At 66.7% G+C, this 13,869-nt stretch carries 14 protein-coding genes; 9 read left to right on the forward strand and 5 right to left on the reverse strand.

The window, feature by feature from the left end; genetic code table 11:
* Nucleotides 1-119: 119 nt before the first annotated feature.
* From RJ1_RS36280 to RJ1_RS36290, 3 genes are all read left to right on the forward strand, one after another.
* Nucleotides 120-1,178: an alcohol dehydrogenase gene (locus tag RJ1_RS36280; RefSeq protein ID WP_073367732.1), complete on the forward strand. Its 1,059-nt coding sequence runs from the start codon at nucleotides 120-122 to the stop codon at nucleotides 1,176-1,178.
* 13 nt (nucleotides 1,179-1,191) lie between these two features.
* Nucleotides 1,192-3,015 (forward strand): sigma-54-dependent Fis family transcriptional regulator, encoded by a 1,824-nt coding sequence (locus RJ1_RS36285; RefSeq protein ID WP_170008931.1) that lies wholly within the window; start codon nucleotides 1,192-1,194, stop codon nucleotides 3,013-3,015.
* A 185-nt stretch (nucleotides 3,016-3,200) separates the two neighbouring features.
* On the forward strand, nucleotides 3,201-4,436 hold the full coding sequence (locus RJ1_RS36290) for a fatty acid desaturase family protein (protein WP_073367736.1): 1,236 nt from the start codon (nucleotides 3,201-3,203) through the stop codon (nucleotides 4,434-4,436).
* 89 nt (nucleotides 4,437-4,525) lie between these two features.
* Here the strand turns inward: RJ1_RS36290 and RJ1_RS36295 are convergent, their stop codons facing one another.
* On the reverse strand, nucleotides 4,526-5,908 hold the full coding sequence (locus RJ1_RS36295; protein WP_240319895.1) for an MFS transporter: 1,383 nt from the start codon (nucleotides 5,906-5,908) through the stop codon (nucleotides 4,526-4,528).
* Nucleotides 5,909-6,219: 311 nt separating this feature from the next.
* On the opposite strand from RJ1_RS36295, the gene RJ1_RS36300 reads away from it, so the two are divergent.
* From RJ1_RS36300 to RJ1_RS48200, 3 genes are all read left to right on the forward strand, one after another.
* Nucleotides 6,220-6,618, forward strand: a complete 399-nt coding sequence (locus tag RJ1_RS36300) for a WhiB family transcriptional regulator (RefSeq protein ID WP_143048994.1) — start codon at nucleotides 6,220-6,222, stop codon at nucleotides 6,616-6,618.
* Nucleotides 6,619-6,799: 181 nt separating this feature from the next.
* Entirely contained in the window at nucleotides 6,800-7,216 is a 417-nt protein-coding gene (locus RJ1_RS48195) for a hypothetical protein (protein WP_240319894.1), read from the forward strand.
* Between the two features lie 27 nt (nucleotides 7,217-7,243).
* Nucleotides 7,244-7,462, forward strand: a complete 219-nt coding sequence (locus RJ1_RS48200) for a hypothetical protein (protein WP_240319893.1) — start codon at nucleotides 7,244-7,246, stop codon at nucleotides 7,460-7,462.
* Between the two features lie 223 nt (nucleotides 7,463-7,685).
* Here the strand turns inward: RJ1_RS48200 and ahpF are convergent, their stop codons facing one another.
* The 4 genes from ahpF to RJ1_RS36330 all read right to left on the reverse strand — a co-directional run bounded on the left by ahpF (nucleotide 7,686) and on the right by RJ1_RS36330 (nucleotide 11,477).
* A complete protein-coding gene (gene ahpF, locus RJ1_RS36315; RefSeq protein ID WP_073367745.1) occupies nucleotides 7,686-9,278 on the reverse strand; it encodes an alkyl hydroperoxide reductase subunit F in 1,593 nt (530 codons plus the stop codon).
* A 174-nt stretch (nucleotides 9,279-9,452) separates the two neighbouring features.
* Nucleotides 9,453-10,016, reverse strand: coding sequence for an alkyl hydroperoxide reductase subunit C (ahpC, locus tag RJ1_RS36320; protein WP_005250059.1), 564 nt, complete (start codon nucleotides 10,014-10,016; stop codon nucleotides 9,453-9,455).
* A gap of 248 nt (nucleotides 10,017-10,264) precedes the next feature.
* On the reverse strand, nucleotides 10,265-10,906 hold the full coding sequence (locus RJ1_RS36325; RefSeq protein WP_073367798.1) for an anti-sigma factor: 642 nt from the start codon (nucleotides 10,904-10,906) through the stop codon (nucleotides 10,265-10,267).
* A gap of 13 nt (nucleotides 10,907-10,919) precedes the next feature.
* A complete protein-coding gene (locus RJ1_RS36330; protein WP_174695063.1) occupies nucleotides 10,920-11,477 on the reverse strand; it encodes a sigma-70 family RNA polymerase sigma factor in 558 nt (185 codons plus the stop codon).
* Nucleotides 11,478-11,681: 204 nt separating this feature from the next.
* Between RJ1_RS36330 and RJ1_RS36335 the strand changes: the two genes are divergently transcribed.
* From RJ1_RS36335 to RJ1_RS36345, 3 genes are read left to right on the forward strand one after another with little or no spacing between them, the layout of a single operon-like run.
* On the forward strand, nucleotides 11,682-12,140 hold the full coding sequence (locus tag RJ1_RS36335; RefSeq protein WP_073367750.1) for a COG4315 family predicted lipoprotein: 459 nt from the start codon (nucleotides 11,682-11,684) through the stop codon (nucleotides 12,138-12,140).
* A complete protein-coding gene (locus RJ1_RS36340; RefSeq protein WP_073367753.1) occupies nucleotides 12,133-13,230 on the forward strand; it encodes a catalase family peroxidase in 1,098 nt (365 codons plus the stop codon). The genes RJ1_RS36335 and RJ1_RS36340 overlap by 8 nt, the downstream gene beginning before the upstream one ends.
* Nucleotides 13,227-13,832, forward strand: coding sequence for a cytochrome b (locus tag RJ1_RS36345; protein ID WP_073367755.1), 606 nt, complete (start codon nucleotides 13,227-13,229; stop codon nucleotides 13,830-13,832). Before RJ1_RS36340 ends, RJ1_RS36345 begins: the two co-directional genes overlap by 4 nt.
* Nucleotides 13,833-13,869 lie beyond the last annotated feature (37 nt).

The raw sequence follows: 13,869 nt of genomic DNA on the forward strand, positions 1-13,869 counted from the left end.
TCAAACGTAGGAGGACCTGGCAACTCACCTGTGTTCCGATGTGAAACACATTGGACCCCGAACTTGTGCACATGATGAGGGGACACCTGACAGCCCACCCTGAACGAGGTAGTCCCCCGATGCATGCATTCGCCGTCCTTCCCGACGACAGCACGATCCACGACCTGGATATCCCGACCCCGAGCCCCGAAGGCCGGAAGGTCCTCTTGAAAGTGACGCGGGCCGGCGTCTGCCACACCGATACCCACCTGCGCGCGGGTGGATACGATCTGGGCAGCCGCGGGCTGATGAGCATGAAGGACCGCGGCATCGAGTACCCGATGGTGCTCGGCCACGAGGTGGTCGGCATCGTCGAACAGGTCGGCGACGACGTGGAATCCGTTCGCCCGGGCGATGTGCGGCTGATCTACCCGTGGATCGGCTGCGGCGAATGCCGCCACTGCCGCGGCGGTAACGACAACCGTTGTGCTGCAGGAAGAAACCTGGGCGTGGCCCGCCACGGCGGCTACGCCGAGTACATTCTGGTGCCCGACGAGAAGTACCTCGTGGACATCGAGGGCATCGACCCGAGTTGGGCTGCAACCCTGGCCTGTTCGGGTCTCACCGCCTACAGCGCCGTGGACAGGATACTTCCCCTCGAACCGGATGAGCCCGTCGTCCTCTTCGGCGCGGGAGGCCTCGGTCTCACCGCCGTCGCGTTACTCCGTGCCCGGGGCCACCGCAACATCTGCGCGGTCGATGTCGCCGAGGGGAATCTCTCCCTGGCCCGGAACATGGGCGCGTCGAGCGCAGTATTGTCCGGGCCCGGCAGCGGGGCCAAAGACATCCGACAAGCGATCGGCGGACCTGCGAGCGCCGTCGTCGACTTCGTCAACAACGGAGTCACCGCCACGTCGGCTTTCGAGGTCCTGACCAAGGCGGGGCACATGGTCCAGGTCGGACTCTTCGGCGGCGAAGTCACCATCCCGACCGCACTGCTGGCCCTGCGCATGATCCACATCGAGGGCAGCTTCGTGGGGACGCTCTCGCAGCTGCAGGACCTGGTACGGATCGCGCAGAGCGGAAAGCTGCCGAACATCCCCGTGGTCGAACGGGCACTGTCCGCCACGGAGGTGTCCCGCGCCCTGGACGACCTCACCGCCGGAGGCGTTGCTGGACGCATCGTCTTGACTGCTTGACACTGGGATGGTGATGGAAAAGTCACGCCGCGAGGACGAGGTCCGGAGTGCCCGCGAACTGCTGATCACGCAGGGGCTGGTCCGGGCTTCCGTTCCCGCGTCCCTCGTCGCCGAGGAGATCGAGCAAAGCTGGCGTCGTTCGGTCTCGCACCGCGTCGATCCCGGGGCCGGACCCCACATTCTGGGGGAGATCGACCCGGACAGCGCCATCCTGCGTGCCGCAGGCCGGATCCTGGACCAGTGGCAGACCAACCTCACCGACTCGCGGATGACCCTCTTCCTGGCCGACGAGGACGGACGCATCGTGTCCCGCCGCATTGTCGACACCCAGGACGAGCGGGCACTGGACCAGGCCAACGCAGTGGAAGGTTTCGACTTCTCCGAACAGTCCTTGGGCACCAACGGGCTCGGCACCCCCATCGAGTCGCGGGGGATCGTATTCGTCCGCGGCACCGAGCATTTCAACGATGCGCTCGCCCAACTGGCCTGTGCGGGCGCTCCCATCAAGCACCCCATCACCGGGCGGATCGTGGGCTCACTGTCCATCGCTTCGCACATCGACGTTGCCAGCCCATTGATGGTCGCGATGGTGCGGCAGGCCGGATATCAGATCGCCGAAGCGCTCGAGCTGATGGCCGACTCCAGGGACCTCGAGCTGGCGCGCACCTACCGCCTCTTCCGGTCCTCGCGGCACCCGGTCCTGGTCATGAACTCGGAAACGGTCATGACGGACCTGCCCGCCCTCGCCCACTTCGACGCGGAGTCCCACGCCGACTTGTGGGAAAAGCTACGCCGACACCGCTGGGATCAGGACGAACTGCAACTCGAGTTGCCCACGCTCGGCACCGAGGCCATGGTTCGGCGCCTCGGCCGCGCCGGTCAAGACTCGATCTTCGCGCTGGAGTTCACCGAGCAGGCCGCAGCGGCAGCATCCGGACAGGTGACCGTCGCGCCCGACCCGGACAGTGCGGCCACACCTGCCGGCGGCGTTGCGGCCGACGGCGCGGCGTCCCATCGGGCTCGGCCGACCCCGTACAGCGACGTGCAACGGCAGCTCACCACTTCCGGAGACGTCGACGGGCTCATTCACGTCGTGGGAGGCCCCGGCACCGGGAAACGCCACCAGGCCTCGAGATGGCTGCGCCAACAGACCGGCCAGGAGCCGGAGGTCGTCACCGCCCGCGACCTCGCTGCGGATGACGCGGACTGGGCCAGAGGGGAAGCCACGTTGCGCGAAGGCCGCGGGATCATTGTGGTGGGAGGAGACGATCTCTCCGACGACCTGCGCGCGCGTCTCGGGGACTTCGCCGTGCTCCCGCGCCCCGGAGTACCCCCGGGCGCCCGGATCATCCTCACCGAACGCACCGACGATGCAGACCAGGACGGTGCAGACGCCGTTCCGGCAGCGGTACGCGTTCCCTCCCTCACGGAACTGCGCGACGAGCTGCCCGACATCGTGCGTGCGGTCGCTGCCGAGCTCTTCCCGGGCGCGCCGGCCCTGCGGTTCTCCCCCGCTGCGCTCCAGTGCCTGTTGGCCTGGCGTTGGCCCGGCAACGTCGCCGAGTTGACCAGGCTCCTCACCGCCCTGCCGTATCCGGTTCGCAGCGGCCTGATTCAGACCAAGGACCTGCCCGCACCCATGCGACAGACTGCCTGGTCCTCGCTGAGCCGCTACGAGCAGGCGGAGCGCGAGACGATCGAGGGCGCCCTGCGCGAAGCAGACGGCAACAAGGCGCGCGCCGCCAAGATTCTGGGCATCGGCCGGACCACCCTGTACCGCAAGATGCGGGCCCTGAAAATCAATGCCGACGAACGGATGATCGCACCCGGTCGGTGACCTCGGATTGACGGGACGAACGGGACGCTCGTTGCGTCAGATCGAACGAGCGTCCCGTTCGTGCGAGAGCAAACCGGGGTTCTGGCAGAGCGCATCGTAAATTGCTGCGTACCAGTCGAAGTGATTCGCGTCATAAGCTACTCGCCCGTAACCTACGGAACCGTAACTTACGGTACCGTAGGCGCATGGCGATATCGGACATCAAGGAATATGCGCACCTGACGGATGCCGACGTCGAGGCCATCGGCCGCGACCTCGATGCGATCCGGCGGGACATCGAGGAATCCCGTGGTGAACGCGACGCCCGGTACCTCCGCAACACCATCCGGCTGCAACGCGGCCTCGAACTCGGCGGCCGGGCGGTGCTCTTCGGCTCCCGCAAGCGTGCGCTGTGGGTGCTGGGCACCGGGATGCTCTCCTTGTCGAAGATCATCGAGAACATGGAGCTCGGGCACAACGTGATGCACGGGCAGTGGGACTGGATGAACGACCCCGAAGTGCACTCCGTGAACTGGGAATGGGACAACGCCGATCCGTCGGCACACTGGAAGATCACCCACAACTACGCGCACCACAAATACACCAACGTCCTCGGCATGGACGACGATGTGGGATTCGGCCTGCTCCGCGTCACCCGTGACCAGCGCTGGAAGCCGTTCTACCTCGGCAACATCGCCTACAACGCGATCCTGGCGGCGCTGTTCCAGTACGGACTCGCGATCCAATTGCTCGAGCTGGGCAAAGTGACCCGGGGCCGGGACGACCGCGAACTCACCAAGGCGCGCGGCAAGGAAGTGATCGCCAAGCTCGGCAGGCAGACCCTCAAGGACTACGTCGTGTACCCGGCACTGACCGGCAAGGCATGGAAGTCCACGGTCAAGGCCAACGCGGCCGCCAACCTCGTCCGCAATCTCTGGACCAACGCCGTGATCTTCTGCGGTCACTTCCCGGACGGCGCCGAGAAGTTCACCAAGACGGACGTCGACAACGAGACGCACGCTCAGTGGTACCTGCGGCAAATGCTCGGATCCGCGAACATCTCGGGCGGCCCCGTCATGGACTTCATGACCGGTAACCTGAGCTATCAGATCGAGCACCACATCTTCCCGGACCTGCCATCCAACCGCTACCACGAGATCTCCATCCGCGTGAAGCAGCTGTGCGCGAAGTACGACCTGCCGTACACGACCGGCCCGCTCGCGGTGCAGTACTGGAAGTCCTGGCGCACCATCGCGAAGCTCTCGCTTCCCGACAAGTACCTCACGGACACCCGCGACGCAGCGCCCGAGACCGCGTCCGAAGCCGGGTTCGGCGGTGCCCCCGCCACCGATCCACTTACCGGCCGCCGAATCGGCCTGGCGACGACGATCGAGAAGAAGCGCAAACGCGGTCCCGTCCGCCGACTCCTCGGAATGCGCTGACCATCAATTGTGAAGGACACCATGCCGAATGAACAGATCCCCGACAGTGAACCGTCGAGGATCTGTTCCTTGGAGGCTTTCTCGGTGGGTCAACTCATCGTTGCGTCTGCGGGGCGTTGGGCAGGACCAGAGTGTTCGGCCGAACGCAGTCGACCGATCAGATCTGCGGACCTCGGACCGCCGAGCAATTCCGCCGGGGTCCTCGACGTCTCGCGCATTCCGATAACGGCGATCGCACCGATTCCGGTGGCGATCGAGCCGAAGAATGCAACCGGAAGCCAGCCCGACGGACCCGCGCTGAGGAGCAGGGCTGCGATCAGCGGGGCGAATCCTGCAAGGAGGTTACCGATCTGGTTGCTGACGGCCATTCCCGTGAATCGGACGGGTGCGGGGAATTGCTCGGCGAAGAACGACGTCCAGACGCCGTTGTAGCAGCTGAAGAACAGGGACATGTTGATGAACGCGAAGATCGCGATCATCAGGATATTCGTTGTCGAGATCGCCCACAGGTACGCGAAGATGGAGAGCGCACCGCCGACGGCGCCGATCAGCATCGTTCGCTTCCGGCCGATGACGTCGGAGAGGTAACCGGCTGCGGGGATGCCGAAGATCGACAGCGCTATCGCCCCGGAGATGACTGCGAGCATCGCACTCCGATCCACCCCGACGGAGGTGGCATACGACAGGCTGAACACGGCGAACAAGGTTTGCATCGACGCCATCAGTGATGCTCCGGCAACACGGATCACGTCGCGCCAGTGATACTTGATCACGTCGTTCAGCGGTCGCTTCCGGACTGCACTTCCCTCTTTCGCTTCGGTGAACGCCGGAGTTTCGTCCAGATGGCTGCGCACGTAGTAGGTGATGACGACGACTACGGCGCTGAGCCAGAATGGAATTCGCCAGCCCCAGGTGTACAGCAGGTCGTGGGGCAACATCGCGACCGGGAGAAACACGACGGTGGCCAGTGAGCAGCCGACCGCGTAGCCGACCATCACGAAACTGGTGAAAAATCCCCTGCGCCCGACCGGGGAATGTTCCACCGTCAACGTCGACGCTCCCGCCGATTCGGCTCCCGCGGAGAATCCTTGAACGACGCGGAGGGCGACCAGCAGTACCGGGGCCAACAGACCCACCTGTGCGTATGTGGGAAGACACCCGATGGCAAAGGATGCGACACCCATCATCACGACCGTGGCCAGCATGACGCGTTTGCGGCCGAGTCGGTCGCCGAAATGTCCCATCACCACCGCGCCGACAGGGCGTGCCACGTACCCCACCGCGAAGGTGGCGAATGATGCGATGAGCGCGACGGCAGGGTTGCCGGAGGGGAAGAACAGCACGTTGAAGACGAGAGCGGCTGCCGCGCCGTACACGAAGAAGTCGTAGTACTCCAATGCGCTGCCGAGGAGTGCGGCTGTCGCCGCGCGACGGGGAGTCATCGCGGATGGCGACGAAGTCGTACTTGTCATGTGTTTCTCCTGGAGCAGGCGGACGGGGCCAGAGAGTGTTGTGACCCTCTGCATCGGCGGGGCGACATTGTGATGGCCGCCACGGCGTGTGGGTCAAACGTAAGAGCATGTTCCAACCCACTTGTGTTCCGCTTTGGAACACCGCGACAACGGGTAGCTGACCGATCCTGGAAGCACCACACGCCGCACTTGGCGTGCCGAGGCTCGCCGGCGCGCGAGCTGACGATCGGTTCGATTTTCAGGAGACAAACGTGACCACCACCGTGAGCAGTGATCCGTGCACCCATCCGGACGACGACTTCCGCGACATCCTGACCGCGGCCAAGGACTCTCCCGCGCACAGGGTCGACGTCACTCTCGGCTCCGGTGACTGGTGGGCGCTCGCTGCGTGCCGCGATACCGAACTGGCAGTGTTCTTTTCGCCTGACGATGAACGCGGCCGCGCCCGCGACCGGCGCGAAACGCAGGCTCGGCAGATTTGCAGGCCCTGCCCCGTGCTCGTGCAGTGCCGCAATCACGCGCTCGTGGTGGGTGAAACCTACGGTGTTTGGGGTGGCATGACGGAAGGGGACCGACGAAAACACAGCCGCCGACGACGCCGCGGTGAGCGTCAACCGCTCGAATCCCTGCACACGCGAACCGTCGCCGCCGTCCCGCGGATCCGAGAGTCCGCTCCCCGTTGTCGGGCGCGGTCGACACCGGCCGGATGATCGCCGCACAACTCGGGACCAGTGTCACGGGAACATATTCCGACCTGATCGGACGATGCTACGGCTCCGCCGAAGGGCTCACCCACGCGGTCAGCGAGGTCGAATAGACAGGCGTGTGGCGAGTACGGTCGGTCACCTCACGCCCCGCTTTCTTCCATGCCATTGGATAATGAGCTAAGCAATGGCATGCATGCTGGGTGGCATCGATTATTGGGACCGAACCATCTCACTGAGCAGCGAACTGCAGGCATTGACGGAGGAAGCGGCGACCGAACTCACCCGTTTCGACGTCGAGATCGGCCACATCACCGCCCCGTTCGCCTCCATTCTGCTGCGCACCGAGAGTGCGTCGAGGTCGGCGATCGAGAACCTCACCAGCGGGGCGCGGCACATTGCGCTGGCCGAACTCGGCGAGCACGCCTCTCGCAACGCCCGCCTGATCGTCGGAAATGTCCGGGCCATGCAAGCAGCTTGGAACTGTCCGACGCCATCGACGTCGAGGGCGATCCTGCGGACGCATCGTTCGGTGCGGTCGCCAACGGCCGCACCCTCGTGCAGGACCTGGAATCTGTTCGCGCCGACTGGCGCAGCCGTGTGACGGTGCGGCGCGGCGGTACACCGCCACGTGGACTTCCTTCTGCACCAACCGGCGGTGGAGGGCAAGCTCGTCGCGTCCACTGTCGGGGTGACCGGCGCGAACGCGCAGATCGCGATCGACCGCCTGGTCGACGCCGGAATACTCACCCAGATCACCGACGGACGACAGAACGGGATCTGGCAAGCGAAGGACGTGGTCCGCGTGCTGGACGAGTTCGCCGTCCGCGCCAAACGCCGCCGACAGTGAATGCGGTGTTCCGCGCCATCGATTGAGGCCCCGTCACCCGTTCCGCTATCGCCTCACAGACGGAGTCCCCTGCCGAAGCACATACCGGCTACGCATCCGGGCCGATCTGACGGCGATTGCCGTGCCCGCCAGGCAGACACGGCAATCGCCGACCTCGGGCACCGCCAGTCACGAACTTCCGGCGACTCCGGAATCGCGGCAGACGATGCCGACAACGACCGGACTATCCGACGGTTGCGGCTGCGGCATCCTCGGCCGGAACGCCCGTTCGGATGAGCCGATCGAATGCGCTCAGCGCGGCGGTTGCTCCGGCACCCGCGGCGATGACGATCTGCTTGTACGGCACGGTGGTGCAGTCGCCGGCAGCGAAGACGCCGGGTACCGAGGTCTGACCCCGGTCGTCGATGACGATCTCGCCGCGATCGGACAACTCGACGCTCCCGGCCAGCCACTCCGTGTTGGGCAGCAGACCGATCTGGACGAAGACACCCTCGATGTCGAGCGTGTGAGATGTTTCGGTCGTGCGGTCCTGGTAGGCCAGACCGGTGACCTTGTTGCCGTCCCCGAGGACCTCCGTCGTGAGCGTGCTCAGGAGGATGTCCGCGTTGGGGAGGCTGCGCAGCTTGCGCTGCAACACCTCGTCGGCGCGGAGCACCGAGTCGAACTCGATGAGAGTGACGTGCTCGACGAGACCTGCGAGGTCGATTGCCGCCTCGACGCCGGAGTTGCCACCACCGATCACGGCGACGCGCTTGCCCTTGAAGAGCGGTCCGTCGCAGTGCGGGCAGTAGGTCACACCCTTGTTCCGGTAGGTGTCCTCGCCGGGCACGTTCATCGAGCGCCACCGCGCACCCGTGGACAGAACCACCGTGCGGGCGAGCAGGGAAGCGCCGCTGTCCAATTCGATCTCGACGAGACCGCTGTCGGTGACCGCCGGAACGAGCTTCGCTGCCCGCTGCGTGTTCATGATGTCGACGTCGTACTGACGGACGTGGTTCTCGAGCGCTGCCCCGAGCTGAGGGCCCTCGGTGTGGGGAACGGAGATGTAGTTCTCGATCGCCATGGTGTCGAGTACCTGACCGCCGAAACGTTCGGCAGCGACACCCGTGCGAATTCCCTTGCGCGCGGCGTAGACCGCGGCAGCGGCGCCGGCCGGGCCACCGCCGACGACGAGGACATCGAAGGGATCCTTCTCCGCGATCGCGGCGGCGGCACGGTCGGCGGCGCCGACGTCGAGCTTGCCGATGATCTCCTCCAGGCTCGTCCGGCCCGAGCCGAAGAGTTCACCGTTGAGGAACACCGTCGGCACCGCCATGACCTGACGGCCTTCGACCTCGTCCTGGAACAAGGCGCCGTCGATCGCGACGTGGCTGATGCGCGGATTGAGCACGCACATCAGGTTCAGGGCCTGCACGACGTCCGGGCAGTTCTGGCAGGACAACGAGTAGTAGGTCTCGAAGTGGAAGTCCCCGTCGAGGTCGCGGACCTGCTCGAGCAGTTCGGGCGCCTCCTTCGACGGGTGGCCGCCGACCTGGAGCAAAGCGAGTGCGAGCGAGGTGAACTCGTGTCCGAGGGGGATGCCCGCGAAGCGGACCGCGATGTCGGTGCCACTGCGGCGGACAGCGAACGACGGGCGTCGCGTGTCGTCGTCGCGGCGTTCGTAGGTGATCTTCTCCGACATCGCCGCGATCTCGGTGAGCAGGTCGGCGAGTTCGGCCGACTTGGGTCCGTCATCGAGCGAGGACACGAGCTCGATAGGCAGGGTCAGCCTGTCGAGCAGGGACTTCAGTTGGCCGGCGAGCGAGGCTTCGAGCATGCGGATCTACTCCATCGATCGGGAGGACATGGGATCGGGAACCGAACGACCTGGTGCAGGTGGTCCGGAAAGTGTTGGTGCGACACCGATTGCCCCCACGGGAGCTGAGCACCGGGAACCGAGCGCACGGGCTCAGGAAACCTGAGCCCGTGCCTACGGTGCGACTGGGCTGCGTCAGATCTTGCCGACGAGGTCCAGCGACGGAGCGAGGGTCTCTTCGCCCTCTTCCCACTTGGCCGGGCAGACCTCTCCGGGGTGCGACCGGACGTACTGGGCGGCCTTGACCTTGCGAACCAGCTCGGCGGCGTTGCGCCCGATGCCTTCTGCGGTGACCTCGGTGAACTGGATGACGCCGTCGGGGTCGACGAGGAAGGTGCCGCGATCGGCCAATCCCTCGTTCTCGCGGAGGACCTCGAAGTTCTTGCTGATCTCCTGGGTCGGGTCACCGATCATGGCGTACTTGATCTTGCCGATGGTGTCGGACGATCCGTGCCATGCCTTGTGCGTGAAGTGCGTGTCGGTGGACACCGAGAAGACCTCGACGCCGAGGCGCTGCAGTTCCTCGTGGTGGTCGGCGAGGTCGCCGAGTTCCGTCGGGCAGACGAAGGTGAAGTCGGCCGGGTAGAAGTAGAAGACCGCCCACTTGTCCTTGATGTCGTCCGCGGACACGGTGATGAACGCGCCGTCCTTGAAAGCGTTCGCGGCGAAGGGCTTGATCTGCGTGTTGATCAGGGCCATTGAAACCTCTATTCGGTGGAGACGGGAAGCCGACAACGAGAACGCTATCCAGCAGATTGGAATAGGTCCAATCTATGAGACCTATTCGATAGATTGAGTGGGGCTATCAATGCGTGCCGAATCCGCAGCAATCGCAGGTCAGTGCCACACTCCACCTACTCCGCCCGATGCCGTCTCCGCACGGGTGGTGTGACCACCGCGACACCCCGCACCCCGCGACTCCGCGAGGCGGAGGCAGCGGCGCCGGCTCAGGAGTGCAGGGGCGCTTGCAGAAGCGTCCGGTCGTCGCCCGGAGCGCTCACTCCGAGCGTCGTCGCATCCGACATCGGTAGCCCCACCGCCAACTCCATCGACATCGTCTTGTCGCCACCGGCGATGAAACTGCCGGCATTCATGCGACTTCCGTCCGCCCGCTGGAGCCAGACGTTGTAGGTGCGACCCTGAGGGAGGCCGGCGACGTCGAGACTGATGCCGGTTCCCCAGGCCCGGTTCTCCACCCGAGCGGACGCCTCCACACCCGCGGACAGCACCGTGAACGCCACCGACTGCCCGGGCGGGGTAGTCGAGGTGACCGAGCGCAGAACGAACCCGCCGGTCACCAGGCCCACAGCGATCACGGCGGCCGCAGCCGCGACGGCGATCCGCCGGTACCGCTGCCGTCCGCGTTCGCGGTCGACGGCGCCGAAGATCGCGTCGGGCAGTGTCGACGACGGCCGGGGTGACGGGTCGGTGAGCCGGTCCGGGTCGGCCGCCGAGAGGGCCTCCGCCACCGGACCCAGTCCACGCAACTCGGCGCGGCACTGCGGGCAGCCGTCCAGGTGGGCGCGAAGCGTGATGGTCTCGCGGTCGTCGAGGCGTCCGAGCGCGTACATCCCCAGCATGGTGTGCATCTGCCGGCAGCGGTCAGTGGTCACCGTGCCACCCCATTTCTTCGAGTACGAGTCGGAGCGCCTTCAGCGCGTAGTACACACGACTGCGGACGGTGCCCACGGGAATGCCGAGTTGTTCGGCCACCTCGGCGGCGGGCCGGTCACGGAGATGAATCTCGACCAGGACGAGGCGGTGCTGATCCGACAGTCGCCGCAGCGCCTCCTCCACCTCGAGCCCGACCAGCAGTTGTTCGAGGGGACGCTCGGGTGCGGGCAGGTCGGGCGGCGCAGCGTCGGCGAGCGTGGGCCGGGCGGCACGAGCCCGGGTCGCGTCGATCACCACGTTGCGGCAGATCGCGTACAGCCAGGTCCGCAGCGTCGAACGCTGCGGGTCGTACCGGTCCGCCCCGCGCCACGCCCGCAGGAACGTCTCCTGCACCGCTTCCTCTGCGCGACCCCGGTCGCCGAGGGAGCGGTAGGCGAGGGCGAACAGTTCCCTCCCGTGCTCGTCGTAGGCGGCTCGCAACACCGTGTCGTCGTCCAGCCCGCCGCCGGAGCGGTCCCCGCGTGTGCGCACGATACGTAGCCGCACCACTCACCTCCCGAAACACCGGATCTGGCGTCGGCCCGCCCGACGCCCACCGAGGTATACGGGCGCGGGCGGCGCGGCGTTCACTTCGAATTCTGTCACCCGGATACGCGGACGCTTCGGGGGCCGGTGAACGCAGCCCGCCGACCATCCGTACTCCCCTTCGTCACCCGCCCACTGGGCAACAACGAACGGAGACCCACGAACATGGTGAAGAAATCGATTCTTGCGGCTGCCTGCGCCGGCAGCGCCATCGTGCTGATGTCGGCGTGCGGCACCGCCACCGACGACGCCCGGACTCAGCCGCCGGCGACCCCGGCGGCCGGCGGGCAGGTGGAGCTCGGCGCCCGGGACACGGCGCTCGGCCGGGTGCTGACCGACGGCGACGGTTTCACGCTCTACCGGTTCGACGAGGACACCGCCGACACCATCCGGTGCACCGGTCCCTGCGCCCAGATCTGGCCGCCCTCGCTCGGCGCACCCGACCCCGAGGCCACCCTCGCCGCCCGCGCGGATGTCACGACGCGGCCGGACGGAACCGAGCAGACCACCTACGACGGCCACCCGCTCTACCGGTTCGCGAAGGACACCGCGCCCGGGCAGACCAGCGGCGACGGCGTCAAAGGAACCTGGCACGTGGTGACGGTCGACTCCGCCCATGGATGACGCCACCATTCCCCCCGTTCAGGCGAGCCGCCCGCCGGTCAGCCGGCGCAGTGCCCTGTTCGGGCTGGCCGCGGTCGGTGCGATCGCGGCAGTGGACGTCGGCGGGTTCCTGTGCGCGGCTGGGGCACTGGACGCCGACACCCTGACCCCGGCGCGGCTGACCGACCGGTTCGAGGAGGTCGCCGGACACCACGACGGATTCCGGCGCAATCACGCCAAGGGAGTCAGCGCGACCGGATACTTCACCGCCACCGGTGCCGGGTCCGCCGTGTCCACGGCCAGCGTCTTCCGGGTCGGCCGGATCCCGGTGACCGGCCGGTTCTCACTGTCGGGCGGGAATCCGTTCGCCCCGGACGCCGACGACACCGTCCGCGGGCTGGGATTGGCGTTCGACCTCCCCGACGGCGAGCAGTGGCGCACCGCGATGATCAACACCCCGGTGTTCCCGGACCGGACGCCGGACGGCTTCTACGAACGGTTGCTCGCGTCGAAGAAGGACCCGGCCACCGGCAAACCCGACCCGGATCGGATGGCGGCGTTTCTCTCCCGCCGCCCCGAGACCGCGGCGGCGATGAACCTCATCCGCCGGCACCCACCGACCTCCGGGTTCGACAACAGCACCTTCTACGGCCTCAACGCCTTTCAGTGCACCAACGACTCCGGCGTCACGGTTCCGGTGCGGTGGTCGCTGGTCCCCGAGCAACCGGCCGGCTCCGCTGGCCTGCCGCCGAAGGGACGCGACTACCTCTTCGACGCACTCACCGCGGCGCTGCGGCGCGGGCCGTTGCGGTGGCGGATGCTGGTCACGATCGGCCGACCCGGCGATCGGACCGACGACGCCACCCGGCCGTGGCCGCCGACCCGGCAGGTCGTCGACGTCGGCACCGTGACCCTCGAGGAGGTCCGGACCGAAGCGCCGCACAATGCACGGGACGTCAACTTCGACCCACTCGTCCTCCCCACCGGTATCGCGCCCTCGGACGATCCCCTGCTCAGCGCCCGGTCCGCCGTCTACACCGAATCGTTCACCCGCCGGTCCGGCGAACCCACATCACCGAGCGCCGTCGACGCGGACGGGAGTGCACGATGACCGCTGTTCAGGTCGACCGTCCGCCCCGGTTCGCGGCGACCGTCCGGTTGCTGCACTGGGCGATGGCGGTCATGGTGATCGCCCAACTGGTGATCGGCGCCCTCATGGTGACGACACTCGACCACTACCACCTGCTGCGCGCGGTGCACGTCCCGTTGGGCGTCGCGATCCTCGCCCTGGTGGTAGTGCGGATCGGCAATCGGGTGGTGTGCCGCACGCCGGCCCCACCCGCCACCATGAGACCGGTCGAGCGCCGGGCCGCGACCGCATCGGAGTACCTGCTCTACGGGCTGCTCGTGATCCAGCCGCTCACCGGTTGGGCGATGCTCTCGGCGGGCGGCTACCCGATCACCCTCTTCCGGCACCTGCACCTTCCCCCGCTTCTCGCCCCCGATCCCTCGGTCTACGCCCTCCTGCGGCAGTCCCACACGATGCTCGGCTATCTGCTGTTCTTCACCTTCACCGCACACATGTGCGCCGTCCTCTTCCACACGATGGTCCTGCGCGACGGACTACTCCGCCGGATGGCCCCCTCGTGCATGAACCGAGCTCGCCGGACCCGTGATCGTCCGGTTCGACCCAGAACGCTATCGCCGCGCTGACGGGTGCGCACGGCACGATTCGAATAGTGCATCTCCA

Origin of the sequence: Rhodococcus jostii NBRC 16295, from assembly GCF_001894825.1 — a bacterium.
Taxonomy (GTDB): Bacteria; Actinomycetota; Actinomycetes; order Mycobacteriales; family Mycobacteriaceae; genus Rhodococcus_F; species Rhodococcus_F jostii.